This is a genomic window from Luteibacter yeojuensis (assembly GCF_000964085.1).
Classification (GTDB): domain Bacteria; phylum Pseudomonadota; class Gammaproteobacteria; order Xanthomonadales; family Rhodanobacteraceae; genus Luteibacter; species Luteibacter yeojuensis_A.
Map to the genome: position 1 here is coordinate 47700 of NZ_JZRB01000058.1, position 25655 is coordinate 73354.

A 25655-nucleotide genomic window follows, 5' to 3' on the forward strand; every position below is an offset into this window, starting at 1 on the left:
GCTCGATTTTTAATCTTTGGGAGTTTGTACATGCGCATTCGCAATTTTGGTCGTGGCAAGGCCGTGGTCGGCCTCGCCATCGCATCGCTCGCTGTCTTCGGTGCTGCCGCGCATGCGCAGGACAGCGAGAAGAAGTCCCAGTCCCCCGCGCTCGACAACGTCAGCGTCTGGGTCGGCGGTTACTACACCTCCAACGACACGACCCTGGGCGGCCAGACCCAGTTCTTCAACAGCAATGGCAAGGTGAACTTCGAGGACGACCTCGATTTCAAGAAGCACAAGACCGTGCCGCGCGTCCGCCTCGATTTCCTCATCGGCGAACACCAGGGTTTCGCGTTCGACTGGTACGAGGTGGATCGTTCGCACTCGCGCACGTTCAATGAATCGACCACCGTGATGGGCCAGCCGATCACGGCCTCGGCCTTCGCCAAGGCCGACCTGAAGTTCAGCTTTGGCAGCGCGGCCTACAAGTGGTGGTTCGGCACGGGCGACGACGTGTTCGGCGTTGGCCTGGGTGCGGCGTACTACAAGGTGAAGGGCAGCATCGAGGGCTCGGTCACCGCGCTGGGCCAGACCCAGTCGACCAGCACCTCCACCGACATCGACGCCTGGGCGCCCAACCTGCAGCTGGGCTGGCGCCACGCGTTCAACGACCAGTGGCGCATGTATGTCAATGCGTCGGGCGTCAAGAAGAACGGCGGCCAGCTGTATGGCCACATCTTCGACACGGCGATCGGCCTTGAATGGTTCCCGTGGCAGAACGTGGGCTTTGGCGCCGAATACGCTTACACTCGCATCAAGCTGCACCAGGACAAGAGCCGTTACGATCTTGACCTGGACATGAAGCTCAACGGACCGGCCGCCTACGTGCGCTTCCGGTTCTGACCAGCCGGTTGGCGGTGGGCCCTGGCCCATCGCCCTTGCCGGGGGGAATCCGAGGCCGCCTGCGGGCGGCCTTTTTTACATCTGAAAGAAGCCATGTGGGAGCGCGCTTGCGCGCGATGGGTGTGCGGCAAGCGCCATCGCGCGCAAGCGCGCTCCCACAGCAGGTTTCACGCTCTTGGCTTTCGCTGGGCCAGCCAGCCCAGCCCGACCACACCGGCCACCAGCACCCCGTCGAGCAACCACGGCGCCCAGGGGCGAGCCTCGAACCACGAGGCCACCAGGTGGTCGTGGGCGATCATGCGGGCCGCCGTCCAGGCGATGGCCGCGGCGCCGATGTAGATGACGATGGGGAAGCGCTCGATGAGGCGCAGGATGAGCGTGGAGCCCCACACCACCAGCGGCACGCTGATGGCCAGGCCGAGCACCACCAGCCCCATGTGGCCCTTGGCGGCCCCGGCGATCGCCAGGACGTTGTCCAGGCCCATCAGGGCGTCGGCCACCACGATGGTGCGGATGGCTGCCCAGAAGCCCTGGGCGGGCGTGATGGCCGGGTCGTGGTCCTCGTGCTTGAGCAGTTTCCAGGCGATGGGCACCAGGAGCAGGCCGCCCACCAGCATCAGGCCCGGCAGCTTCAGCAGCCAGATGACCGCGAAGGTGAGCAGGATGCGCAGGGCCACCGCGCCGAACGTGCCCCAGAACACGGCCTTCTTCTGCAGCTCGCGGGGCAGGTTGCGGGCGGCCAGGGCGATGACGATGGCGTTGTCGCCGGCCAGCACCAGGTCGAGCAGGATGATGGCGGCGAGGCCGGAGAGAAATTCGGTGGTGAGGAAATCCATGGGGCTGCCCTCGCGCGCTGCGGTGGACCAATGCGGCGGCGACGGGTACGCGCGCCCGTCTCCACCGCAAAAGTCTCGTTCCCGGCGCGATGCCGCCGCGACGCCCGGGGTGCTGTGGCACCCGTATTGACGATCGTCGCGCACGGGGCAGGGGCCCCGCGGAACTACTCCCCTTTGGGTTGTAGTGGGGAGGATTCTGAGGCTTCAGCTGCGGCGCGGCAAGACACCCATGGGGGGTGAGCGGTTAAAATCCCGGGTTTCCCAACCACCCCCTCGCGAGTGAAGCCCATGAGCGCACACGACATCCGTTCCGCCACGCGTCCCGACCCGGACCAGCCGATGGTGGACATCGCCAACTACGTGGCCGATTACCAGATCGACTCGCAGGAGGCCTACGACACCGCGCGCTACATGCTGCTCGATTCGCTGGCCTGCTCGGCGCTGGCCATGAAGTTCCCCGACTGCGTCAAGCACCTCGGCCCCATCGTCCCGGGCGCCTCCATGCAGGGCGGCGTGCGCGTGCCGTTCACCTCGCACGAGCTCGACCCGGTGCAGGCGGCGTTCGCCATCGGCACCCAGGTGCGCTACCTCGATTTCAACGACACCTGGCTGGCCGCCGAGTGGGGCCACCCCTCCGATAACCTCGGCGCCATCCTGTCGGTGGCCGACTACCTCTCGCGCAAGGCCGTCGCCGAAGGCGGCAAGGCGCTCACCGTGCGCGACGTGCTCGGCTACGCCATCAAGGCCCACGAGATCCAGGGCTGCTACGCCCTCAAGAACAGCTACAACCGCGTCGGCCAGGACCACGTCATCCTGGTGCGCCTCGCTTCCACGGCCGTCACCACGGCCATGCTGGGCGGCGACAAGGAACAGATCACCACGGCTGTCTCGCACAGCTGGATCGACAACGGCGCCCTGCGCACCTACCGCCATGCCCCGAACACCGGCCCGCGCAAGAGCTGGGCCGCGGGTGACGCCTGCCGCCGCGCCGTCACCCACGCCATCAACGCCGTGTACCGCAACGTGGTCGGCTACCCGTCGGCGCTCTCGGCGAAGACCTGGGGCTATTACGACGTGGCCTTCAAGGGCAACGCCTTCCAGTTCGAGCGCCCGTTCGGCAGCTACGTCATGGAGAACGTGCTCTTCAAGATCAGCTTCCCGGCCGAGTTCCACGCCCAGACGGCCGTGGAGTGCGCCATGCAGCTGCATGCCGAGGTCGGCCACCGCCTCGACGAGGTCGAGCGCGTGGAGATCCAGACCCAGGAGGCCGGTGTCCGCATCATCGACAAGACCGGCCCCCTGGCCAACTACGCCGACCGCGACCATTGCATCCAGTACATGACGGCCGTGCCGCTCATCTTCGGCCGCCTCACCGCCGATGATTACAACGACAGCGTGGCGGCCGATCCGCGCATCGACGCGCTTCGCGAGAAAATGACGGTGGTCGAGAATCCGCAGTTCACCAAGGATTATTTCGACCCCGAAAAGCGTTATATCGGTAATTCGGTGCAGGTTTTCTTCAAGGACGGCACAAGCACGCAAAAAATCTCGATCGATTTCCCGATCGGCCACCGTAATCGCCGGGCCGAAGGTATTCCGGTTCTCCTCAAAAAGTTCGAGGCCGCACTGCGTGCCGAGATGGCTGCCGACCGGGTTGAGAAGGTGCTCAGCATCACCGGGAGCCCCGAAAAGCTCGACGCGATGCCCGTTCACGAGTTCATGACGCTCTTCACGGCTTGATAATGGCCGTGACTCAAGTATGAACGGCTGGCGGCAAGCTTCGCTCAAATGTTGTTTTTTTGCTAAACTGCCGCCGCCCGTTGAAGGGGTAACAAGCGAGGGACAGCCAAGTCCCCGGATGCGACAAAAAATAGTGTTTAACGCGCGATTTCCGTTTGGGGTGGAGCGCGGACGCGAATACCAATAACGAGGAGACACCGATGAAACGTAAGGGCTTGTTTTTGCTGATCGGCTTGGCCCTGGGCGGCGTGGGTGCCGTTCACGCGCAGGAATCCGCCGAAAGCGCGGGTAACGGCTACGACGGCCGCTGGTACATCGCCCCGACGGTTGGCGGTTACTACAACGACACCGACCGCAACACCAACAGCCGCCAGGTGTACTACGGCCTGGGCTTCGGCAAGTTCATTTCGAACAACGCCTCGATCGACATCTTCGCCGATCGCACCAAGCGCGATAACGACGGCACCGGCCACTGGTCGAACAACAGCTACGGCGTCGCCGCTCGCTTCTACGCTGGTGCGTGGGATAGCTGGCGTCCGTACCTGCTGGCGGGCGTGATGGGCTCGTACCACCACAACCCGGCCGACAATGGCTGGTCCCCGGCCGCCGAGCTCGGCGTCGGTGTCTCGAAGACCATCACCGATAGCTCCGATTTCCGCGTGGAAGCCGGCTACCGCTACGATTGGGACGACAAGACCAACGACGGCGAGAACGGCTACGGCGACTGGTTCCTCGGCTTCTCGATCGTTTCGCGCTTCGGCGAGCCGCCGGCGGCCCCGGCCCCGGCCGCTGCTCCGCCCCCGGCTGCCCCGGATTGCTCCACCCTCGACAGCGATGGCGACGGCGTGAACGATTGCGACGACAAGTGCCCGGCCACCCCGGCTGGCACCATCGTCGGCCCGGATGGTTGCCCGCAGAAGGTCGTCATCGACCTGCGCGGCGTCAACTTCAAGTTCGACCGTCCGAAGAAGGGCGAGACGAACATCGGCCCGACCCTGCAGGAGCCGACCAGCGAGTCGCTGGGCGTCCTCGACCAGGCCGTTGACACCCTGCAGCGTTACCCGCAGGTCAAGGTCACGGTGGCCGGCTACACCGATAGCGTGGGTAAGGACGCGTACAACCAGTCCCTGTCCGAGCGTCGCGCCAAGATCGTGTTCGATTACCTGACCTCGCACGGCATCACTGCCGATCGCCTGGAAGGCCCGATCGGCCACGGCGAAGGCAACCCGATCGACACGAACGACACGGCCGAAGGCCGCGCTCGCAACCGTCGCACGGAACTGCAGGTCCAGCAGTAATCCGCGTCAATCGGTAGCTACGAAAAGGAGCCCGGCGCAAGCCGGGCTCTTTTTTTATGGGCTCCCCCCCCCAGCTGTGGGAGCGCGCTCGCGCGCGATGCCCTTGCACCGGTTCATTCGCCAGCCTGGTGCCGAAGGCGACATCCACCAACCCGCAGTGTAGGCTGTCCAGGCCGTGCGGGTGTCTGGCCGTATGGACGTCCATAGTTTCGGCCATTCCCGGGGGCCCCCATGAAATCCACCGCAAGCCTCGTCCTTGCCACCGCGCTGCTGCTCGCGGGTTGTGCGGCTCCCGCCCCAAGAGTCAGCGCGGCCCAGCCGCAAGGCGCGGCGTCGCCAACGCTCGCCGGCGACGCCGCCCACCCCGGTGCCACCGCGGGTTGGGTCCGCACCGAGCTGTACTTCGGCCTGGGTGGCGAGGGCACGGCTACCGGCGTGGATGAAGCCGGCTGGCGCGCGTTCCTCGACCGCGAGGTGACGCCGCGCTTCCCCGATGGCCTGTCCGTCGTCGACGTGTACGGCCAGTGGCAGGGCAGGGGCCAGCCCCGGCCCGAGCGGCTGCGCTCGAAGATGATCGTGCTGGCCTACCCGGATACCCCGGCGCACCGTGCCGACATCGAGGCCATCCGCGTCGCGTGGAAGGCCAGGACGGGCGACCAGTCGGTGCTGCGCATCACCCAGCCTGCGGAGGTGTCGTTCTGATGCCCGCGTCCGCTCCTCTCGCGCAGCGCCGCCGGGCGTTTGGTGGTGGCGACCTCAACGGTGTGCTTGGCCTGGTCGTCGACAACCTGTCGATCCTGGCCTTCCTCGCCACGGCGCTGGTCGGCATCTTCGGCATGCCGGCCGATATCGTTTTCCGCCGCATGTTCCCCGGCACGGCGCTTGGCGTGCTGCTCGGCAACCTCGCCTACACCTGGATGGCCAGGCGGCTGGCCGCGAAGACGGGCAGGGCGGATGTCACCGCCATGCCCCTGGGCCTCGATGCGCCCACCAGCATCGCCATGGCGCTGCTGGTGCTCGGGCCGGCCTTCGCCGGCTACCGTGCCGCGGGGCTCGACCCGGGCGCCGCTGGCGAGGCTACGTGGCGGCTGGGCATGGCATCGCTGGTGGTCATGGGCGTGCTGAAGTTCGTCCTCTCTTTCTTCGGCGCCTGGGTGCAGCGCTCGGTGCCGCGTGCGGGTTTGCTGGGCTCCATCGCGGGCATCGCCCTCGTGCTCATGGGCTTCCTCCCCCTCGTGGAGATCATGCGGGTGCCGGTGGTGGGCTTCGCGGGCCTTGGCATCATCCTCTACGCGCTGGTGGCGAAGCGGCGGCTGCCGTTCGGCACGCCGGGCGTGCTGGGTGCGGGTGTCGTCGCGGTGGCGCTCTACTACGTGCTGGGGCCACTGGGCGTGCTGGGCACGGGTTACCACGCGCCCGCCCCGTGGACGTGGCGCCTGGGCTTTCCGTGGCCCTCGCTGGCCTTCATCGCGGGCTTGCCGGCCACGGTGCCGTACCTGCCGTTGATCCTGCCGTTCGGCCTGCTGATGGTGGTCGGCGGCATCAACGTGACCGAAAGCGCCCGCGCCGCGGGCGACGACTACCCCACGCGCGACATCCTGCTGGTCGAGGCCCTGGCCACACTGGTGGCGGGGGTATGCGGCGGCGTGGCACAGACCACACCCTACATCGGGCAGCCGGCCTACAAGGCCATGGGCGCCCGCACGGGGTATACGCTGGTCACCGGCCTGGTTATCGGCCTGGGCGGTGTCTTCGGGTATCTGTCGAACCTTGTCGAGCTGCTGCCCGTCGCCGTCCTGGCGCCGATCCTCGTCTTCGTCGCCATCGGCATCACGGTGCAGGCCTTCGAGGCGGTGCCGCTGCGCTACGCGGCCGCCGTGGTTTTCAGCTTCTTCCCCGCGATCGCGCGCATGCTGGCGATCAAGCTGGGCGACCCGGGCATCGTCGACCCGGCACGGTTCGGGTCGCTTTACGCGGATGGTGCGCACGGCGTGTCGGAACTGGCCGTCATCGTCATCCTGGGCAACGGCTTCATCATCACGTCGATGGTGTGGGCAAGTTTCGTGGTGGCGATGATCGACGGCCACGTGCGCAAGGCGGCGGCCATCGTCGCGCTGGGGGCGGTGCTCACGGCGTTCGGCGTGATCCATTCGGTGCAGCCGATCGGCGCGGTCTACCTGCCCTGGTTGCTCGACCCGGGCGCGCGTGCGCTGGTTTGGCAGTTCGTCGGCGCGTATGGCGCGCTGGCGGTGGTGCTGCTGTTGTTGTCCATCCGTGCAGGCGACGCCCGCAACGCCGTGTAGGCGCATTCTGGACTTGTGTAGGTGCGACCTTGCAGCGCTTGAATTGGCGCTGCGCCGCGGCCAACCTTGGGGTTTGCCACCCACCGAGCCCCTCCCCATGCCCCTTTCCGATGTGACTTCGCTCCCCGGCGTCACCGTGTCGCCGGATATCGCCACCCGGCGCTATGTCTTCAACCACACCATGATCCGCGTGCGCGACCTGGCCGTGTCGCTCGATTTCTACACCCGCGTGCTGGGCTTCACCCCGGTCTACAAACAGGATTTCCCGGCCGCCGCGTTCACCATCGTCTACCTGGTGCTGGTGGGCGATCGCTCCGTCATCCCCGACGACGACGCCGACCGCCTGCGCTGGGTGCTGGCCCAGCCGGGCGTGCTCGAGCTCACCCATAACCACGGCACGGAAACCCTTGAGGCCACGCCCTACCACAACGGCAACAGCGAGCCGCGCGGCTTTGGGCACCTTTGCGTCAGCGTCCCCGATGTCACGGTGGCCTGCGCCCGGTTCGAGGCGATGGGCGTGCCGTTCCAGAAACGCCTCACCGATGGCACCATGAAGCACATCGCGTTCATCCGCGATCCGGATAACTACTGGATCGAACTGCTCCAGCCCACGCCGCTCTACGAGCCTCCCAAGGAGGAAGCGACGAAGGCCGGGGAGGACACCAAAGAGGCCCCATGACGCCACGCCTGCCGCCGGTCACGCGCAACCTGCTCATCGCCAACGTGGTGCTGTTCGCGTTGCAGATGCTCCTCAACGATGAGAACACGCTGGCGGTCACGCGCTGGCTGGGGCTGTGGCCCTTCGGCCATGACATCGCCGTCGACCTGGGTGGCGGCGATGTCGCGGGGCTGGGGTTTCGTCCGTGGCAGGTGGTCACCTATGCGTTCCTGCATGGCAGCGTCATGCATATCGTGCTGAACATGTACGCGCTCTACATGTTCGGCGGCCTGCTCGAGCGGGTGATGGGGGCGCGTCGCTTCACCATCTACTACTTCACCTGCCTGGTGGCGGCCGCGGTGGCCCAGCTGGCGGTGCTTTACTTCTTCGACCCGGAGAAGATGTACCCCACCGTGGGCGCATCGGGCGCCATCTTCGGCTTGCTGGTGGCCTTCGCCATGCTGTTCCCGCGCGAGAAGCTCATGCTCATCCCCATCCCCGTGGGTATACCGGCATGGCTGTTCGTCATCCTCTACGGCACGGCGGAACTCGTGTTCGGCGTCACGGGCACGCTATCGGGCATCGCGCATTTCGCGCACCTGGGCGGCCTCGTGGCCGGCGTCGCATTGCTCCTGGCGTGGGGCGTGCGGCCGCCACGCCAGGGCACCTAGCGCCTGCCGCTCAGCGCAGCGCCAGGAAATCCGGGCTCACCACGAAGCGCACGGCATCGAGCCGCAGGCGCGCATCGGGCAGGGCATCGAGCAGCGCGGCGCGTTCCGCCGCCACGGCCTGGATCTCGGCTTCGGTAATCGACGGGTTCACGTTGCGCAGGGCCAGCAGGCGGCTGAACTCGGCGTCCAGCGTCTCCTTCGCCATCTCGGCGGCTTCGATCTTCAGCACCTCTGCGCGGCCCTCGGCCAGATCCTTCGCGTGCTCGAGCATGGGCGGCACCAGCTTCGAAAGGAACTTGCGGTAACGGGCCACGTCGATGTTGCGGTCGGCGGCGCGGCGCAGGGCGACGTCGCTGGGGCGGAAATTCGGGCGTTCGGTGAGCTTGGTATCCACCGCCAGCATCAGCGGCGTGGTGGGCAGGAAGCGCCCGGCATCCAGGCTGCGATCGGCCACCACTTCCAGCACGAACACCGTCTGCAGCAGCGCGGTACGCACCGGCAGGTTGTCGTCGACGAGGAACGCGGCGTTACCGGTTTCGCCGGATACCAGCAGGTCGACCGCGGCCAGCACCATCGGGTGGTCCATGCGCAGCAGGGGCAGGTCTTCGCGGGCCAGCGCGGTATCGCGCGAGAACGTGACCGAGACCGGGCCATCGGCGAAGCCAGGCAGGCCATCAGTGGACAGGTATTGCGGATCGAGCAGGGTGATGTCCTTCGCCAGTTCTTCCGCGTGCACGCCATACATCTCGAACAGGCGCTGGATGAACGCATCGCGCGAGGGGTCGACGTCGTCGCGGGCGAAGCTGCCGGCAAGGTCGCCCGCGTGCGGGTCGCGGCTGGCGGCAAGCTCAAGCAGGTGGTCGCGGCCGGCGTGGATCAGGGCTGACAGCTCCTCGTGGGCGCCACGCGTTTCGGCGATGAGCGCATCCAGTTCCTGGTCGCGGTTGTCGTCTTCCCGTGCGTGCTCGTCGGCCAGCGTCGACAGCAGGCCGCCGAAACGACGCAGCAGTTCGCGGCCATCGGCGGGGCTGGTGCGGAACGCGTCGAGGCCCTCGTCGTACCAGCGCGCGAGGATGTGCTGGGCGCTTTCCGACACCACCGGGACGTGGATGGCGATGTCGTGTTTCTGGCCGATGCGGTCGAGGCGGCCGATGCGCTGCTCGAGCAGGTCGGGGTCCAGCGGGAGATCCCACATCACCAGGCGGTGCGCGAACTGGAAGTTGCGGCCTTCGGAGCCGATTTCCGAACAGATGAGCAGGCGGGCGCCATCGGGCTGCGCGAAGAACGCGGCGTTGCGGTCGCGCTGCACGATGCCCAGGCCTTCGTGGAAGCGGGCCACGCCCACGCCACTGCGCGTGCGCAGCGCGTCCTCGATGGCCATGACCTTGGCCTGGCTGCGGCAAAGCAGCAGGAACTTGTCATCGGGGTGCGCGTCGAGCAGGCCGATCAGTTCGGTGATGCGCGGGTCGTCGGCGTAGTCGAATTCCAGCGGCGCCGGTGGCTGCTGGATATCGGAACGGAATTCGGCGAGCAGGGCCTCGCGGCGGCCCGGGGCCAGCGTGCCGGGGTCGATCTCGAGCACGTCGGGCACGCGGCGGGGAAAGCCACCGATGCCGGCGCGACGGTTGCGGAACATGGCGCGGCCGGTGCCGTGGCGGTCGATGAGCGCGGCCAGCAGCGCGGCGCTGCCGTTGGGACGATCAAGCAGGGCGGCCACCTCGCGGTCGCCCTGGAAGCGTTCGGTGACCAGCGCGCGCTGCGCGGCGTCGAGCGGCGTGCCCGCCGCCAGCGTGGTGGCGAGTTCCGAAAGCGGCGCGAAGTTGGCTGATTCCGCGAGGTAGGCATCGAGATCGCTGTAACGCTGCGGGTCGAGCAGGCGCAGGCGGGCGAAGTGCCCGGCGCGGCCCAGCTGCTCGGGCGTGGCGGTGAGCAGGATGACACCCGGCGTGGCCGCGGCCAGCGCCTCGACAAGGCGGTAGCGTGGGCTGGCGCCCTCGGGGGTCCATTCCAGGTGGTGGGCCTCGTCGACCACGATGAGGTCCCAGCCGGCTTCGGCCAGCTGCGCGGCACGCTTGGGCGCGCTTTCGAGGAAGGCGAAGTCGGCGATGACGAGCTGTTCGTCCTCGAACGGGTTGCGCCCGTCGTTGGCCTGTTCGATGGCCTCGCAGCGCTCCTCGTCGAAGATGGCGAACGAGAGGTTGAAGCGCCGCAGCAGCTCCACGAACCACTGGTACACCAGGGTTTCGGGCAGCAGCACCAGCACGCGATCGGCGCGGCCGGCGGCAAGCTGGCGGGCGAGGATCATGCCGGCTTCGATGGTCTTGCCCAGGCCCACTTCATCGGCCAGCAGCACGCGTGGCGGGCGGCGCGCGGCAGCGATGCCGGCGACACGCAGCTGGTGCGGCACCAGGCCGATGCGCGACGATTCGAGGCCCCACGAGGCGGCGCGGCGGGCATCGGCGCGGCGGCGCAGGCCTTCGGCGCGCAGGTCGAATTTGTCGTTGGTATCGGTGCGGCCGCCGATCAGGCGGTCATCCGCCTGGGACATGGCCTGCTCGTCGTCCAGCTGGCCTTCCTCGAGTTCACGGCCTTCGCCGCGATACACGAGCAGGCCCTCGCGGGTTTCCACGCGCTCGACGAGGAAGGCGATGCCCTTGCCGGAAACGCGCTGGCCCGCGCGAAACTCGGCGCGCACCAGGGGTGCGCTGTCGACGGCGTAGGGGCGGAGCACGCCGGCCTTGGCGAACAGGACCTGCACGCCGCGCCCTTCGACGCGGAGGATGGTGCCGAGGCCGAGCTCGGGTTCGGCGGTGGAGATCCAGCGTTGACCAGGTTCGAACATGCGTAATGGGGGGTAAGGCGTTGGGGGCCGTGATTATCCCGCCCCCGGGCCCGCATGCCTACCTTTTCGTGGGTTCAGGTTTCCGCCCACCTGCGCAGCAGGTTGTGGTAGACCCCCGTCAATTGCAGGATCGAACCCTGGTCGGCCGCATCGGCGGTGAGCTTGCGGATGGCGGTATCCATCTCGAGCAGCAGGCGCCGCGCGCTGTCGTCACGCACCAGGCTTTGCACCCAGAAGAACGACGCGATGCGCGCGCCGCGCGTCACGGCCGTGACGCGGTGCAGGCTGGACGAGGGGTACACCACGGCGTCGCCCGCGGCGAGCTTCACCTCGTGCTCGCCGTAGAGGTCGCTGATGATGAGCTCGCCGCCGTCGTATTCGTCCGGGTCGGACAGGAACAGCGTGCAGGAGACATCGCTGCGCACATGGGCGTCGCCGTCGGCCTGCATCACGGCGCCATCGATGTGGAACCCGTATTCGCCGCCGCCCTCGTAGCGGTTGAACCGCGGCGACAGCGTACGCAGCGGCAGCACCGCCGCGTGGTACAGCGGGTGGCGGGCAAGCGCGGCCACCACCTGCTCGCCGAGCGCCTGGCGCAGCGGCGAGGCTTGCGGAAGCTGGAGGTTGCGCTTAACCCTGGCGCCTTGCGGGCCGACGGTTTCCCTGCCGTCGGCCCACTCGGCACCCTCCATCTGCCTTCGCATCCCTGCGACCTCGCCTGAGGTGAGCACGTCGGGAATGTGCAGCAGCATGATGGATGACCCCCGGGGCGATCAGAAGCGGATGTTGGCGCTCAGCATGGCCGAGCGCGTGATGCCCGGAGTGTAGCGATATCCGCTCTTGTTGATCGCCGCCACGTACTTCTTGTCGGCAAGGTTGTAGACGTTGAGCTGCAGGTCGAAGTGGCGGTTCACCGGGTAGCTGGCCATGGCATCGAACACCCAGTAGCCCTGCGTGTGGTCGGGCGTGCCCACGGCGCCATCGGTGCCGCGCTTCATCTCGCCGTTGTAACGGGCACCGGCGCCGAGCGTGAGGTCGAACGGCAGGTGGTACGTCATCCACGAGGTGAAGGCTTTCTTCGGGTTGTAGGCCAGGTCGGAGCTGCCATCCTGCGAGACGTTGGTGCCGGTCTCGACCGTGGCGTTCATCGTGGTGAAGCCCGCGCTGATGGCCCAGTCGTCGGTGATCTTGCCCACGGCGGTGATTTCCACGCCCTGCACGCGCTTCTTGCCGATCTGGTAGTACAGCAGGTCGGTCGGATCCTGCACCAGCTCATTGGTGACCGTGGTGCGGTAAAGCGCGCCGGTGAGCAGCAGCTTCTCGCCGAGCAGATCCCACTTGGTGCCCACCTCCACCGTCTTCGCCTTCTGCGGGTCGAAGTTGGGGTTGTCGGCGCTGTTGGCGGACGTGGACAAGGTGAGCGTGTTACCGCCCGGCGGCTCCTGCGACTGCGCGAAGTTGGCGTAGATGCTGCCGTTGGCGGCCGGCTTGTACAGCACGCCGAGCTTGTAGTTCTTGAGGTTGTCGCTCTTCGTCGCGTCCACGCCCGGCACGATGCTGCCGGTGGGCAGCGCGCCGCACACCGGTGCGCCGCGGCCACCGCAGGCGACGAGGCTGCTGAAGTCGGTCTTGTAGTGGTCGAAGCGGACGCCGGCGTTGACCTGCCAGGCCTCGCCGATTTTCACGGTGTCGAAGATGTAGGCGGCGGCGGTGTTGGTCTTGCCATCGCTACGTGCGCCGCTTTCACCATAGCGAAGGCCGCCGACGTCGGAGTAGGGCTTGTAGAGGTTCGCGGCCGGCCAGGTGCTGCCGGCCAGCGCCGCCATGCCGATGGCACGGGCCTTTTCCTGCGTGAGTTCGATACCGGCGCTGATGTCCTGCTTCACTTCACCCGAATCGATCGAGATCGTGACGTTCGTCTGGTTGGTGGCGATGCGGTTGGACTGGTGCTTGAACGTGGGCAGGTTGCGCGTGATGGTCCACGTGGACGGGTCGGTGGGGTTCGGCGTCAGCAGGTTCGCCGTGGCGCCCATGAACGAGGTGAGCAGGTAATCCTGCTGCGTGCGGCCCCAGCGCGTGGTGTTGTGCAGCGCCACCTGGTCGTTGAAATCGTGCTCTACGAGGATCGTGAAGAGATCCTGCGTGTTGTTGTCGTGGTCCTGGCGCGTGCCGTAGTAGTTGTCGGAGTCGACCTTGGGGGCATCGGCGAGGAAGCTGCGGCGATCCGGCGCCATGTAGCCGGGCAGGCCGATGGTGGGCACGCCGCCATCGGGCGTGTTGCGCTGCTTCACATGCAGGTAATCGAGGTAGACGCGGGTGGGCGTGCCGAGGCCGAAGGCGAGCGACGGTGCGACGCCCCAGCGGTTCTGCTCGACCTGGTCGCGGCCGGCGACGCCGCTGTTCTGCTTGAGCACATTGAGGCGGAAGGCACCCGTATCGCCCATCTGGCGGTTCAGGTCGGCGGTGGCGCGCTGGCGCCCCGCGCTGCCCGCCTGCACGCTGCCGCTGACGCCGTTGCCAAGCACCGGCTGCTTGGTGACGAGGTTGATGGCGCCGGTGGGGGCGGTGCGGCCGTATTCCGTGCCGTCCGGGCCCTTGGTGACTTCGACCTGTTCGATGTTGAACACGTCGCGCGATACGGTGCCGAGGTCGCGCACGCCATCGACGAAGATGCTGCCGGAAGTGTCGAAGCCGCGCATGTAGATGGCGTCGCCCGTGCTGGTGGCGCCGTTCTCGCCGACGTAGAACGTGCCGACGCCGGGGCTGTTGCGCAGTGCCTCGGTAAGGGTGGTGGCGCCCTGCTGCTGGATCAGCTCCTTGCCGATGACCTGGATGCTCTGGGTGGTGTCGAGCAGGCTCTGGGTGAACTTGGGCGAGGAGACTTTATCGACGCGGTAATCGGAGGAGCGGTCGGCTTCGACCTGCATGCCGGGCAGGGCCTGCGCATCGTTGACCTTGGCCTGCTGGGGCGGGGCGTCGGTGGCGGCGGCGCCGTGGGCGAGGCTGAGGAGGACGGCGGCACCGACGGTGCGGGCGGCGGGCACGGCGTGCTTGCGGCTCTTGATATGGGCCATGGACGACTTTCCTTCGACTAGGGCATGGGAAGGGGGCTGGGCTGTCGCAGGCACGAGCTCGCCCGCACGGGCGACGTGGCCCGTGGCGGTCTTGGCTCGTTTTGTTCCCTTGGAAACGCAGGGGGCGACACCTACAGAACGCATATCGTAAAGATAATGAGAACGAGTTGCAATTACCTTGTAAGTGTCTTCTAAGGTGCGGAAGGTTTCGACGGCTTTGGGGGGCTGTATGTGGGAGCTTGCTTGCAAGCGATGCTTTTCCACCGGTTCATTCGCTATCGCGAATGCATGTCTTCAGCGGCGTTCGCCACAGCGAATGAACCGATGAAAGAGCATCGCTTGCAAGCAAGCTCCCACAAGGTCATCCACAAGGTCAGCGGGTATAAAAAAAGGCGCCGCACGGGTGTGCGGCGCCTTCCTGGCGAGCGATCAGGTAACGCGGGTTACCAGATCTTCACCTGCTTGTCGCCCTCGCGGATCATCTTCGCGCCCGGCTTGCACTGGAACGCCGTGGCGAAGGCTTCCATGTTCGACGGGGCGCCGATCGCGCGCAGCGAGGCCGGTGCGTGCGGGTCGACGTTGAGGTACAGCATCGCCTGCTTCTCGCGGACGCTGCCGCGCCACACGCGGGCCCAGTTCAGGAAGAAGCGCTGGTCCTGCGTGTAGCCGTCGATCTTCTCGCCGGCTTCCTTCGTGTTCTTCTTCAGCGCTTCCTGCAGGGCGTCGTACGCCACGTTCAGGCCGCCCAGGTCGGCGATGTTCTCGCCCAGGGTGAGCTTGCCGTTGACGTGGAGGTCGGGCTTGTCCTTGATCGGCGCGTACTCGTTGAACTGGTTCACGAGCTTGTCGGTGCGTGCGTCGAACTTGGTGCGGTCTTCCTTCGTCCACCAGTTCTTGTTGTTGCCCTCGCCATCGAACTGGCTGCCTTCGTCGTCGAAGCCGTGGCTGGCTTCGTGGCCGATGACCGCGCCGATGCCGCCGTAGTTGATGGCGTCGTCGCCGTTGGCGTCGAAGAACGGCGGCTGCAGGATCGCGGCCGGGAAGTTGATGGTGTTGTCGGTCGGGTTGTAATAGGCGTTGACCGTCTGCGGGGTCATGCCCCACTCGAGGCGGTCGGTCGGCTTGCCGATCTTCGCGATGTCGTAGTGGTAGTTGAACTTGCTGGCGGCCTCGGCGTTGCCGTAGTAGTTCGTGCCCGACACCTCGAGGCCCGACCAGTCACGCCACTTGTCGGGGTAGCCGATCTTCGGCAGGAAGGTGTTCCACTTGGCGATGGCCTTCTGCTTGGTCTCGTCGCTCATCCAGTCGAGCTTCTCGATGCGCGCCTTTAGGGCGTTGCGCACGTTGTCGACGAGCTCGTTGGCGCGCTGCTTGGCTTCGGGCTTGAACACCTTGGCGACGTACATCTGGCCCAGGGCTTCGCCCATTTCCGAGTTCACGGCGCCGAGCACGCGCTTCCAGCGCGGCTTCTGCTGCGGCTGGCCGGCGAGGGTCTTGCCGTAGAAGTCGAACTTGTTGTCCTGGAACGCCTTGGTCAGGTACGGCGAGGCACCGTCGATGGCGTGGAAGCGCAGGTAGGCCTGCCAGGTGCTGACCGGGGTGCTGGCCAGCATCTTGTCGAACTGGGCGAAGAACTTGGGCTGCGAGAGCGAGAAGCCCTTGTCGATGGTGACGCCCTGGGCGGCGAAGAACTTCTCCCAGTTGAAGTGCGGGGTGATCTTGTCCGCTTCCTTCACGCTGACGAAGTGGTACTGGTTCTCCGGCGCGCGCAGTTCCACCGGGGCCAGCGAGGCGGCGGCGAGCTGGGTTTCGAACTTCATCACCTCGTCGGCCTGCTTCTTCGCGTCGTCGTCGGAGACGCCGGCGAGCTTCAGGGTGTTGGTGATGTAGTCGACGTAGGCCTTGCGGTTATCGGCCTGCTTCGGGTCGGTGTAGTAATCCTTGGTGGGCAGGCCCAGGCCGTCCTGCTGCGCGTAGCCGATCTGCACCTTGGCGTTCTGGAAATCGGCGCCCGCGCCGAAGCCGAACACGTAGCTGTTGCCGTCGTTGAAGCTGGCGTCGAGGAAATCGGCGATGTCCTGCGAGTTCTTCAGCGCGTCGATCTTGGCCAGTTCGGGCTTGAGCGGCTCGTAGCCGGCCTTTTCGATCGCGTCTTCGTTCATGCCCGAGCGGTACAGCAGGCCGATCTTCTGCTCGATCGAGCCGGCCTTGGCGGCGTCGGCGCCCTTGTCGGCGGCGTCCACGAGGTCGTGCTGGGTGTTCAGGCTGTTCTCGGCCAGCTGGTCGAAAGCGCCCCAACGGGTGCGGTCATCCGGGATCGGGTTGGCAGCGACCCACTTGCTGTTGACGAAGCCGTTGAAGTCGTCGCAGGCGTTGATGCCCGAATCCAGTTCGGAAACGTCGAACGACGGCTTGGCCGGGGCGGCGGCTGCGGTGGTGCTTGCGGCGGCGGGCACGGTGGACGAGGCGGCCGGCGTGGCGGCGCCCTTGTCGGCGTCGTTGTTGCTGCTGCAGGCGGTGCCAGCCAGCGCGACGGAAAGTGCCAGCGCGAGCGGCTTCAGATACTGCTTGGACATGGATATCCCTCTGTGTGTGGTCTTCAAGTCGGCACTCCCCGGCGCCGCCCCCACCTGAGGATAGCCCTTGCAGGGCCTGCCGGACGCGCCCTGTGACGAAAGTCATGGGTGTGCCGCGGCGCTACCGGCTCACGCCTCGGCGTCGATCGCGTTGAGCATGCGCAGCAACTCGCCGCCGGGGAGGCCGGCTGGACCGAACAGCGTCCGTTGCACGTCGATGGCGCGTGGCATGGCCCCGCGCAGTGCCTTGAGCCCCGCCGCGGTGACATGGACCTGCTTCGCCGGGCCCGCGCCTTTCGCCGTTTGCCGGTGCACCATCCCCTTGGCCTGCAGGGCCTTGAGCATCAGCGATACCTGCATGGGATGGATGTCGCCCATGCGCGCGATGTCGGCTTGCGTGCCCGCGCCGCCCTCGCGGCCAAGCCACGCGACCAGGGCGAGGGTGACGAACTGCAGGTGCGTGAGGTCAAGGTCGCGCAGTGCGGCATCCATGGCGCGCTGGTAGCGATGCACGACACGCCACATGACGAAGCCGGGCGCGTGCTGTGGCGCGCCAAGCGACACCTCCTCGAACATGGCGTTGATCGCGGCGGGGTCGTGCGTCACGCGAGGGCTCCTGAACTCAAGAAAACGTGGGCTGGGCACAGGGTGGCACACGGCCGCCGAGGGGTATATAAATACATTTACATTGTCTACCTGCGGAGGTCCACCATGATCCAACGCACGCTCGACATCGCTTCCTGGCAGTACGACCGCGTCCAGCCCCTCATGGATGGCACCGTGCCCATCGAGGGCGCGGCAGCCCGCTTCCACACCTCGCGCATCGTCACGGAAATCTTCGAAGGCATGGTGCGGCGGCGTGCCTACGACGTCTCCGAGCTCGGCCTTACGTATTTCCTGCGTACCTTCACGGGGGAGGACTCGCCCTTCCTGCTGATCCCCGTGTTCCCCAACCGTGCGTTCCGCCACGGCGCGGTCTACATCAACCGCCACAGCGGCATCCGCGGCGTGGCCGACCTTGCCGGCAAGCGCATCGGTGAACTGGCGCTCTATGGCCATGATTCCGGGCTGGTGTCCAAGGGCATCCTCGGAGACGAGCACGGTTTTGACCCGGCCAGCGCGCAGTGGCTTATCGGTGGTATCGATTTCCCCATGGAACCCATCGACTTCGTGGCGCACCCGGTCCCGCCGGGCATCGACGTGCGCTGGTGCGGCAAGGAGGTCGACCTCGGGAAGATGCTCGACGACGGTGAGATCGATGCCTTGTTCACCGCCGATATCCCGGCGTGCGTGCTGCAAGGCTCGCCCAACGTCGGCCGCCTGTTCGACGACTACGCCACCGTCGAGCGCGACTATTACCGCCGCACCGGCATCTTCCCGATCATGCATGGCGTGGCGGTGACGCGGGAACTGGCGACGAAGGCGCCCGGCATCGTCATGGCGGTGTACCACGCGTTTTGCGAGGCAAAGGCGCAAACGGCGGAGCGTTACGTGAAGGGCATGACCTTCAACAACATGGCGACGATGCTGCCGTGGTTCACCCAGCTGGTTGGCGACGACCGTGCGCTGCTCGGTGACGACTGGTGGCCCTACGGCATCGAAGCGAACCGGGACGCGCTGGAGGCCGTCTTGCGTTACCACCACGAACAGGGCCTTACACCACGCCAATACGGCATCGAGGAGATTTTCGTGCCAAGCCTGCTGGATACGTGAGGTGGCGACAGGGAGGGGCGTGACCGGGTTCACGCCCTACGAAATTTCGCAATTTCCTGCGTCGTTTGTCCCTTGCCTGTCACAACAGGTTCCTACGCTCACCCTTACCGCATGACAGGGGATGCGGCCCGTAGGCACCCGGCGCAGCCATAGCCACCACCGAGGAGCATCCGTCATGCGCAAGATCCTGGCCGCGGGCATCGCCTGCGTGCTTTCCCTTTCGGCCGCGACCCTGGTGGTTGCCCAGCAGACCGCCCCGGCGGACGCGGCCACCAGTGCCCTTGGCTTCGGCTGGGGCCACGGCGGCCACGGCAACGGCCCGCGCACCGCCACCCCCATCAAGCACGTCGTCGTGATCTTCCAGGAGAACGTCTCCTTCGATCATTACTTCGGCACGTACCCGGTCGCGGCGAACGATCGCGGCGAACCGTCGTTCTACGCGCGCCCGTTCACGCCCAACGTGAATGGCTACGACCGCCGCCTGCTCACCAAGAACCCGAACGCGAAGAACGCGGATAACGGCGACGCGGCGATCAACCCGTTCCGCCTTACCCGCGCCCAGGCGGCCACGGCCGACCAGGACCACGGCTACACGTCCGAGCAGCGCGCCTTCCACGGCGGCAAGATGGACCTGTTCCCGAAGTACACCGGCCATGGCGAAGCCCTGCCCGGTGGCGATGCGCAGGAAGAAGGCCAGGGCCAGGTCATGGGCTACTACGACGGCAACACCGTCACGGCCTTCTGGAACTACGCGCAGCATTTCGCGATGAGCGACAACAGCTACGGCACCGTGTTCGGCCCGTCGACGCCGGGCGCCATCAACCTCATCTCGGGCCAGACGGCCGGGGTGGTCGATACGCTGAACGGCACGGGCGCGGAAACCGATGACGGCCATGGCGGCCTGACGATGATCGGCGACCCGGACCCGATCGGCGACGTGTGCTCCTCGCCGACGGCGAACCAGGTGACGATGGGCGGCAAGAACATCGGCGACCTGCTGAACGACCGCAACGTGACCTGGGGCTGGTTCCAGGGCGGGTTCGACCTGACCCGCGGCAACCCGGATGGCAGCACCGGTTGCGCGCGGCGCACGTTGTCGAAGGTGACCAACGCCACCTCGAACGATTACAGCCCGCACCACCAGCCGTTCCAGTACTACCCGAGCACGGCCAACCCCACGCACGCGCGCCCGACCTCAGTGGCCATGATCGGCAAGACCGACCAGGCCAACCACCAGTACGACATCGAGGATTTCTACGATGCGCTGGACGCGGGCAACCTGCCGGCGGTGAGCTTCCTGAAGGCCTCGGCCTACCAGGATGGCCACGCCGGCTATTCCGACCCGATCGACGAACAGGCGTTCGTGGTGAAGGTGATCAACGCCCTCCAGCAGAGCGGCGAGTGGAACGACACCGCGGTGGTCATCGCGTATGACGACTCCGACGGCTGGTACGACCACCAGGACCCGCCGCATGTGCACGCCTCCACCGGCACCACCGACGCACTCGACGGCGACGGCGTGTGCAAGGGCCGCACCACGTTGCCGGGCATCGACGGCAAGACGCCGGCGATGGGCCGCTGCGGCTTCGGCCCGCGCCTGCCGTTGCTCGTCGTGTCGCCCTGGGCCCGCGACAACTTCGTGGACCACGGCGTGACCGACCAGAGCTCCATCACGCGCTTCATCGAAGATAACTGGCTCGAAGGCAAGCGCATCGGTGGCGGTTCCACCGACGCCACGGCGGGCCGCATCGACGCCATGTTCGACTTCTTCTTCCCGCGCCTGTTCGATCGCCAGCTGATCCTGGACGAGAACACCGGGCAGCCGAAGAACGCGCCGCGCTGGCCGTTCGGACAGCCGCATGGGTGATCGCCGTCGTTTCCTGAAGACGGTGGGTTGCATGGCCGCGGCGGGTTGGATCCCGTCGCGGCTTTTCGCGCATGACATGAAGCACATGCAGGCCGCCCCCGCGGGGCAGGTCGGCAACAACCTGTGCATGCATGCCATGGGCGATACCACCCGCATGCCGGGGCTTGTCGACCCGAACAAGTTGGCGCCCTTCGTCGACCCGCTGCCCGTGCCGCCGGTGCTGCGCCCGGAGCCGGGCAAGCTGGTGACCGTGCGCATGGCCCCCAGCAGCCATAAGCTGCACCGCGACCTGCCCCCCACCGAACTGTGGACGTACAACGGCAGCTACCCGGGCCCGACCATCGAGGCACGCACGGGGCAGGCCATCGACATCGCCTGGGCGAACGCGTTGCCGACGAACCATTTCCTGCCCGTGGACCACAACATCTGTGGCGCGGAAGCCGACAAGCCCATCGTGCGCGCCATCACCCACCTGCACGGCGCCAAGGTGCCGCGCAAGGACGATGGCTACCCCGAGGACTGGTACGTGCCGGGCAAGTCGCGTCGGCACCATTACCCGAACGCGCAGGATGCCGCCACGCTCTGGTACCACGACCACGCCATGGGCATTAACCGGCTGAACATGTACGCCGGGCTCATGGGCCTCTACCTGCTGCGCGACGAGCACGAGCTGTCGCTCGGCCTGCCGTCGGGCGATTTCGAACTGCCGCTGGTGATCGCCGACCGCTGGCTGCGCCAGGACGGGCGCCTGTACTACCCCGATTCCGGCGATGCGAAGGCACCATGGGTGCCCGAGGTGTTCGGCAACCTGACCCTGGTGAATGGCGCCATCCTGCCGCGCGCCGACGTGAAGGCGCGGCGCTACCGCTTGCGCGTGCTGAACGCCGCGAACGGCCGCTTCTACCACCTGCGGTTCAAGGATGGCCGGCCCTTCCAGGTGATCGGCTCCGACCAGGGCCTGCTGGCGGCACCGGCGACGATGCGCTCCATCTTCCTGGCGCCGGGCGAGCGGGCCGACATCGTCGTGGACTTCGCGTCGCTACGCGGTGGCAGCGCCGAGCTGATGAACGATGCGGTGCCGCTGATGCGCTTCGCCGTGGGGCAGGGCGAGGCGAAGGACGATAGCCGCGTGCCCGATGCACTGCGCGAGATCACCCGTTTCACCGAGGCCAGCGCGACGAAGACGCGCGACATGACGATGGACGAGTACAGCGATTGCGTGGCGACACCCATGCTCATGTTGCTCAACGGCAAGCGCTGGCACGAGCCCGTGACGGAAACCGTGAAACTGGGCAGCACCGAGATGTGGAACCTGGTGAACCTCACCGAGGATACGCATCCCATCCACCTGCACCTCGTGCGCTTCCAGATCCTCGACCGCCGCCCGTACGATGTCGACGAATACCTCGAGAAGAAGACCATTCGCTACGTCGGGCCCGCCCAGAAGCCACCGGCGCACGAGCAGGGCTGGAAGGACGTGGTGCAGGTGTACCCCGGCATGGTCACGCGCATCATCGCCACGTTCGATGGCTACGAGGGCCGGTACGCGTGGCACTGCCACCTCGCCGAGCACGAGGCCAACGAGATGATGCGCCCGTTCGAGGTCGTCGCCTGACGTGTAGGAGCCCACCCTGTGGGCGACAGCTTCCTGGCGATATCGCCAAGAGCTGTAGCCCACAGGGTGGGCTCCTACAGGGGGTGCTACTTTGCTTGCTGTAGAGCGTTATTGTCGAGGCGGAGGATGGGGTACGCGCCCACCTTCTGCGCCGTGTACCACGGGCTCTTCTCGAAGAAGAACGACAGGCGTGCGCGGGGGCTGTCGGCAAATGCCTTGTCCGCCGCGACCTTCGCATCGAACTCCGCTTCCAGCCCCGGGTTCTCCGCGATCATCTTGCGGGCCAGCGCTTCCATCACGCGCGGCTCGCCGTATTCCTTCGGCTCGAAGATCGCATCGAGGTAGCCCCAGCGCAGCAGCGAATCCGGTGCGCGCGCATCGAGCAGGTTTGCGGTTAGCACGGCGTCGGCGTTGTCGCTGCGCACGATGACCGTTCCGGCGGGCAGCGTCACCGTCTGCGCGGTCGGCGCGATGGCGACGTCGCGGAGCAGGTGGTGGCCTTCGAACGGCTTCTCGGCCCACCTGGGCTCGGTGAGCTGGTCCTGCGTCGCGGGCACCGTCACCGGTTGCGTCGTGGTGGTGTACGGGATGTGGTGGGCATCGAGGCGCTGGATCACCACGGCCCACTGCGGCGGGATCGCCCATGCCGCGGGTAGCGGCGCGGCCACGTCGGGCTGCAGGGCGAGCCAGCTCTGGATGGCGTAGGTCTTCTTTTTCGTCGGTTCGTACTGGATCCACGTATCGCCCGAGATGTCGCTCTTCGTCTGCGTGAATGCATAGCCCTTCAGCGTGAACGGCTTCGGCGTCGGGTCCATCTTGAAGGTTACGGCTACCGAGGCGTCAGGTGTCGCTGCGAGCGCCGCGGCCCACGCGTCGGCGTCCTTCGAGGCCTTCGTGAGGGCCGTGGGGTCCTTGTTGATCCCGTCGAATACCGCACGCACGATGTCGTAGGTGCCATGCACGCGCACCGCATACGGCTTCAGCATGTGCGTTTCGATGAGCAGGCCGGCGCGGTTGCGGATGGCGGCGTAGCCAGTGGAGAAGCGCGGGCCCGAACCGAAGTTCTCGATGCCCTTGGTGGGGTCGCGGCCGTCCTTGAATTCCAGGTAGGGCGAGGCCAGGTGGCCCATCTTCTCGTACGCGGGGATGGCCTCGCCCTCGATCACCCTGGCCTGCCACGCGGCGATGGATGGCGGCAGCTTGCGCGCATCCTCGGTGTAGTAGGTGAGGTCGTACTGGTAGTCGGCGCCATCGGTGGTGTGGATGTCGATGAGCAGGTCGGGCTGCCACGCCTGCCACAGCTTCAGCCAGGCGATGGTTTCGGGCGCGTCGGCCTTGACGTAGTCGCGGTTGAGGTTGAGGTATTGCGACTGGCCGCGGAAGCCCATTTTCTCCGGGCCGTTCTGGTTGATGCGGTAATACGGGCCCGCGTTCTCGTGGCCATCCACGCTGTAGACAGGGATGAACACCAGCACCGCGTGGTCGAGCAGGTGGGCGAGCTTGCCCGTGACCGCGAAGTCGCGCAGCAGCATCAGGCCCGCATCCTTGCCCTCGATCTCGCCGGGGTGGATGCCTGCCTGCAGCAACACGATGGGCTTGCCGGCAGCGCGGGCCTTGTCCGGCGTCATGTCGCCGTCCTTCGCCGCCACCACCGCCATCATCGGGCGGCCTTCGGGCGTGGTGCCGAAGGGCTGCATGCTGACCTGGCCGTGCGAGGCATCCACGACGCGCCGGAGGTAGGCGAGCGTATCGGCGTACGAGGGCGTGGTGTGGAAGCCCGAGGCCTCGGCGGGGGTGGTCCAGGTGGCGCTGGCCTGCGCCGCGAACGGGGTGGCGGCGAGCAGGGCGAGAACGAGGAGGTTGGGGCGCATGGAACCTTCCGGGGCGGCGAATCACCCCATTGTGTGATTTTTTCCCGCGGCGGGCGAATCATGGGGGAAAGAGGAGGGGCCATGGCCGAGGATCGACGACGACATTGCGACGCGCTGCTGCGGGAACACCGCCGCATCGTGTTCAAGGTGGCCGCCGTGTATGCACGCAACGCCGACGACCGCCAGGACCTGGCCCAGGACATCGCGCTGCAGGTGTGGCGCTCGTTCGCCAGCTACGACCCGGCACGGCCGTTCGCGACCTGGATGTACCGCGTCGCGTTGAACGTGGGGCTATCCCACGCACGGCGTGAACGCGAACGGCCGGCCATGGTTGGCGCGGACATGCTGGATGCGATGGAAGGTGGCACGCCCATCGCCGAGCCCGACGAGCGGTTGCTGCAACTGGCGCGCGCCATCGAGGGCCTGGAGCCGCTGGAGCGCGCGCTGGCGCTGCTTTACCTCGACGAGCTGCCGTACGCGGAGATCGCCGCCGTGCTCGGCCTGTCCGAAACCAACGTAGGCACGCGCATCGCGCGCCTTAAACAACGCCTGCGCAGGCGGATGGAGGCACACCATGGAACTTGATGACCTGAAAGCCGGCTGGGCCGCGCTGGACCGCCGCATGGCGGCGCTGGAACTGGCCGTGGCGACAAAGGGCGCGGCGGCCGGCGTGCGGGCCGAGCTGATGCCTTTGCGCTGGGGCCAGGCCGCCCAGGCGGTGTTCGGCCTCGCGGTGGCCATGGGGGCGGGTTCGTTCTGGGTCGAGCACCGCGATGCCGCCGGCCCGCTGGTGGCCGGCCTGCTGCTACACGCCTACGGCATCGCCATGATCATCGCCGCGGCCCGCAACCTGTTCCTCGCCGCCCGGGCCTCGGCCAGCGCGCCTGTCGTCGAGCTGCAGGCGCGGGTCGCGGCGTTGCGGGCATGGCGCATCCGCGAGGGCCGCTGGTTCGGCATCATCGGCTGCTTCATGTGGGTACCGATGGTGGTGTGGGCGTTCGCCTTGCTCGGCGTCGATATCGTCCGCGCCGCGCCGCTGTTCATGGGCTTGCAGGTGCTGGCGGCGTTCGTCTGCCTGGGCGTGTTCTTCGTGTTGTCGCGGTTGCAGAAGCTACCCGAGGGCCGCTCGGTGCGCCGGGCGCGGGAGCGCCTGGACGAAGTGGCGCGCTTCACCGCGGGCGGGCCGGCCTAAGGAACCGCTAAGCTGGGGCCGCCGATAATCCACGGCAGCTTCGCCACAAGGCCCCCGACGCGTGCACATCCTCCTGGTCGAAGACGATGCCCAGCTCGGCGACGCGATCCGCCGTGCGCTCGAGCGGCTCGCCCATACGATCACATGGATCCGCGACGGCAATGAGGCCCTGGATGCGCTACGCGACCTCGGCGCCGACCTGGTCCTGCTCGACCTCGGCCTGCCTGGCCGCGATGGCCTCGATGTGCTCACCGAAGCGCGCCGCATGCGGGTGACCACCCCGGTCATCGTCATGTCCGCGCGCGACCAGCTCGATGGCCGTATCCAGGTGCTCGATGCCGGCGCCGACGATTACCTCATCAAGCCGTTCCACCTCGACGAGCTGGCCGCGCGCATCCGTTCGCTGGCGCGCCGGGTCCGCGGCGATGCCGTCAACCGCCTCGAGGCCGGCGCGCTCAGCCTCGACCTGGGTACGTTCGAGGTGACATGGCGGGGCGAGAAGGTCGACCTCACC

Annotated in this window: 20 protein-coding genes; 13 read left to right on the plus strand and 7 right to left on the minus strand. The window is 67.0% G+C overall.

The annotated features are described in order from the left end of the window. The first annotated feature begins 30 nt into the window (after window positions 1-30). A complete protein-coding gene (locus VI08_RS18810; protein ID WP_052698059.1) occupies window positions 31-885 on the plus strand; it encodes an outer membrane protein in 855 nt (284 codons plus the stop codon). 167 nt (window positions 886-1052) lie between these two features. On the opposite strand, the gene VI08_RS18815 is transcribed toward VI08_RS18810, so the two are convergent. Next, window positions 1053-1721: a TerC family protein gene (locus tag VI08_RS18815; protein WP_045831171.1), complete on the minus strand. Its 669-nt coding sequence runs from the start codon at window positions 1719-1721 to the stop codon at window positions 1053-1055. A 288-nt stretch (window positions 1722-2009) separates the two neighbouring features. On the opposite strand from VI08_RS18815, the gene VI08_RS18820 reads away from it, so the two are divergent. The 6 genes from VI08_RS18820 to VI08_RS18845 all read left to right on the plus strand — a co-directional run bounded on the left by VI08_RS18820 (window position 2010) and on the right by VI08_RS18845 (window position 8391). After that, on the plus strand, window positions 2010-3461 hold the full coding sequence (locus VI08_RS18820) for a bifunctional 2-methylcitrate dehydratase/aconitate hydratase (protein WP_045831172.1): 1452 nt from the start codon (window positions 2010-2012) through the stop codon (window positions 3459-3461). A gap of 200 nt (window positions 3462-3661) precedes the next feature. Then, window positions 3662-4759: an OmpA family protein gene (locus VI08_RS18825; RefSeq protein ID WP_045831173.1), complete on the plus strand. Its 1098-nt coding sequence runs from the start codon at window positions 3662-3664 to the stop codon at window positions 4757-4759. Window positions 4760-4990: 231 nt separating this feature from the next. Continuing rightward, the gene (locus VI08_RS18830; RefSeq protein ID WP_045831174.1) at window positions 4991-5461 is read left to right on the plus strand and encodes a DUF3574 domain-containing protein; all 471 of its coding nucleotides are present in this window, start codon (window positions 4991-4993) and stop codon (window positions 5459-5461) included. Beyond that, complete coding sequence (locus VI08_RS18835; RefSeq protein WP_045831175.1) at window positions 5461-7062, plus strand: membrane protein; 1602 nt, start codon at window positions 5461-5463, stop codon at window positions 7060-7062. Before VI08_RS18830 ends, VI08_RS18835 begins: the two co-directional genes overlap by 1 nt. Before the next feature lie 97 nt (window positions 7063-7159). Then, window positions 7160-7741, plus strand: a complete 582-nt coding sequence (gene gloA, locus VI08_RS18840; protein ID WP_045831176.1) for a lactoylglutathione lyase — start codon at window positions 7160-7162, stop codon at window positions 7739-7741. Beyond that, window positions 7738-8391: a rhomboid family intramembrane serine protease gene (locus VI08_RS18845; RefSeq protein ID WP_045831177.1), complete on the plus strand. Its 654-nt coding sequence runs from the start codon at window positions 7738-7740 to the stop codon at window positions 8389-8391. Before gloA ends, VI08_RS18845 begins: the two co-directional genes overlap by 4 nt. Before the next feature lie 10 nt (window positions 8392-8401). Here the strand turns inward: VI08_RS18845 and rapA are convergent, their stop codons facing one another. The 5 genes from rapA to VI08_RS18870 form a co-directional block, all read right to left on the minus strand. Further along, on the minus strand, window positions 8402-11233 hold the full coding sequence (rapA, locus tag VI08_RS18850) for an RNA polymerase-associated protein RapA (RefSeq protein ID WP_045831178.1): 2832 nt from the start codon (window positions 11231-11233) through the stop codon (window positions 8402-8404). A gap of 74 nt (window positions 11234-11307) precedes the next feature. Next, window positions 11308-11985, minus strand: a complete 678-nt coding sequence (locus VI08_RS18855) for a Fe2+-dependent dioxygenase (RefSeq protein ID WP_045831179.1) — start codon at window positions 11983-11985, stop codon at window positions 11308-11310. Between the two features lie 21 nt (window positions 11986-12006). Beyond that, window positions 12007-14307 (minus strand): catecholate siderophore receptor Fiu, encoded by a 2301-nt coding sequence (locus VI08_RS18860; protein WP_045831180.1) that lies wholly within the window; start codon window positions 14305-14307, stop codon window positions 12007-12009. Window positions 14308-14750: 443 nt separating this feature from the next. Further along, window positions 14751-16883: a M13 family metallopeptidase gene (locus VI08_RS18865; RefSeq protein WP_045831181.1), complete on the minus strand. Its 2133-nt coding sequence runs from the start codon at window positions 16881-16883 to the stop codon at window positions 14751-14753. Between the two features lie 129 nt (window positions 16884-17012). Continuing rightward, window positions 17013-17489 (minus strand): MarR family winged helix-turn-helix transcriptional regulator, encoded by a 477-nt coding sequence (locus tag VI08_RS18870; protein WP_198149005.1) that lies wholly within the window; start codon window positions 17487-17489, stop codon window positions 17013-17015. A 105-nt stretch (window positions 17490-17594) separates the two neighbouring features. Here VI08_RS18870 and VI08_RS18875 point away from each other — a divergent pair, with 105 nt between their 5' ends. From VI08_RS18875 to VI08_RS18885, 3 genes are all read left to right on the plus strand, one after another. Then, window positions 17595-18596, plus strand: coding sequence for a 4,5-dihydroxyphthalate decarboxylase (locus VI08_RS18875; RefSeq protein ID WP_052698060.1), 1002 nt, complete (start codon window positions 17595-17597; stop codon window positions 18594-18596). A 175-nt stretch (window positions 18597-18771) separates the two neighbouring features. Continuing rightward, window positions 18772-20463, plus strand: coding sequence for a phospholipase C (locus VI08_RS18880; RefSeq protein ID WP_084621615.1), 1692 nt, complete (start codon window positions 18772-18774; stop codon window positions 20461-20463). Further along, window positions 20456-22078 (plus strand): multicopper oxidase family protein, encoded by a 1623-nt coding sequence (locus tag VI08_RS18885; protein ID WP_052698061.1) that lies wholly within the window; start codon window positions 20456-20458, stop codon window positions 22076-22078. Before VI08_RS18880 ends, VI08_RS18885 begins: the two co-directional genes overlap by 8 nt. A gap of 86 nt (window positions 22079-22164) precedes the next feature. Here the strand turns inward: VI08_RS18885 and VI08_RS18890 are convergent, their stop codons facing one another. Next, on the minus strand, window positions 22165-23949 hold the full coding sequence (locus VI08_RS18890) for a M14 family metallopeptidase (RefSeq protein ID WP_045831182.1): 1785 nt from the start codon (window positions 23947-23949) through the stop codon (window positions 22165-22167). Window positions 23950-24030: 81 nt separating this feature from the next. On the opposite strand from VI08_RS18890, the gene VI08_RS18895 reads away from it, so the two are divergent. From VI08_RS18895 to VI08_RS18905, 3 genes are all read left to right on the plus strand, one after another. Beyond that, window positions 24031-24534, plus strand: coding sequence for an RNA polymerase sigma factor (locus VI08_RS18895; RefSeq protein WP_045831183.1), 504 nt, complete (start codon window positions 24031-24033; stop codon window positions 24532-24534). Then, entirely contained in the window at window positions 24524-25141 is a 618-nt protein-coding gene (locus tag VI08_RS18900; protein ID WP_045831184.1) for a hypothetical protein, read from the plus strand. Before VI08_RS18895 ends, VI08_RS18900 begins: the two co-directional genes overlap by 11 nt. Before the next feature lie 61 nt (window positions 25142-25202). Further along, the coding region (locus tag VI08_RS18905) for a response regulator transcription factor (protein ID WP_045831185.1) at window positions 25203-25655 on the plus strand (453 nt) is incomplete at its 3' end.

What these genes read in the sequence shown, in the direction of transcription:
- VI08_RS18810 (WP_052698059.1), top strand. Translation starts at nt 31, where the DNA reads ATGCGCATTCGCAATTTTGGTCGTGGCAAGGCCGTGGTCGGCCTCGCC.
- VI08_RS18815 (WP_045831171.1), bottom strand. Translation starts at nt 1,721, where the DNA reads ATGGATTTCCTCACCACCGAATTTCTCTCCGGCCTCGCCGCCATCATC.
- VI08_RS18820 (WP_045831172.1), top strand. Translation starts at nt 2,010, where the DNA reads ATGAGCGCACACGACATCCGTTCCGCCACGCGTCCCGACCCGGACCAG.
- VI08_RS18825 (WP_045831173.1), top strand. Translation starts at nt 3,662, where the DNA reads ATGAAACGTAAGGGCTTGTTTTTGCTGATCGGCTTGGCCCTGGGCGGC.
- VI08_RS18830 (WP_045831174.1), top strand. Translation starts at nt 4,991, where the DNA reads ATGAAATCCACCGCAAGCCTCGTCCTTGCCACCGCGCTGCTGCTCGCG.
- VI08_RS18835 (WP_045831175.1), top strand. Translation starts at nt 5,461, where the DNA reads ATGCCCGCGTCCGCTCCTCTCGCGCAGCGCCGCCGGGCGTTTGGTGGT.
- gloA (WP_045831176.1), top strand. Translation starts at nt 7,160, where the DNA reads ATGCCCCTTTCCGATGTGACTTCGCTCCCCGGCGTCACCGTGTCGCCG.
- VI08_RS18845 (WP_045831177.1), top strand. Translation starts at nt 7,738, where the DNA reads ATGACGCCACGCCTGCCGCCGGTCACGCGCAACCTGCTCATCGCCAAC.
- rapA (WP_045831178.1), bottom strand. Translation starts at nt 11,233, where the DNA reads ATGTTCGAACCTGGTCAACGCTGGATCTCCACCGCCGAACCCGAGCTC.
- VI08_RS18855 (WP_045831179.1), bottom strand. Translation starts at nt 11,985, where the DNA reads ATGCTGCTGCACATTCCCGACGTGCTCACCTCAGGCGAGGTCGCAGGG.
- VI08_RS18860 (WP_045831180.1), bottom strand. Translation starts at nt 14,307, where the DNA reads ATGGCCCATATCAAGAGCCGCAAGCACGCCGTGCCCGCCGCCCGCACC.
- VI08_RS18865 (WP_045831181.1), bottom strand. Translation starts at nt 16,883, where the DNA reads ATGTCCAAGCAGTATCTGAAGCCGCTCGCGCTGGCACTTTCCGTCGCG.
- VI08_RS18875 (WP_052698060.1), top strand. Translation starts at nt 17,595, where the DNA reads ATGATCCAACGCACGCTCGACATCGCTTCCTGGCAGTACGACCGCGTC.
- VI08_RS18880 (WP_084621615.1), top strand. Translation starts at nt 18,772, where the DNA reads ATGCGCAAGATCCTGGCCGCGGGCATCGCCTGCGTGCTTTCCCTTTCG.
- VI08_RS18885 (WP_052698061.1), top strand. Translation starts at nt 20,456, where the DNA reads ATGGGTGATCGCCGTCGTTTCCTGAAGACGGTGGGTTGCATGGCCGCG.
- VI08_RS18890 (WP_045831182.1), bottom strand. Translation starts at nt 23,949, where the DNA reads ATGCGCCCCAACCTCCTCGTTCTCGCCCTGCTCGCCGCCACCCCGTTC.
- VI08_RS18895 (WP_045831183.1), top strand. Translation starts at nt 24,031, where the DNA reads ATGGCCGAGGATCGACGACGACATTGCGACGCGCTGCTGCGGGAACAC.
- VI08_RS18900 (WP_045831184.1), top strand. Translation starts at nt 24,524, where the DNA reads ATGGAACTTGATGACCTGAAAGCCGGCTGGGCCGCGCTGGACCGCCGC.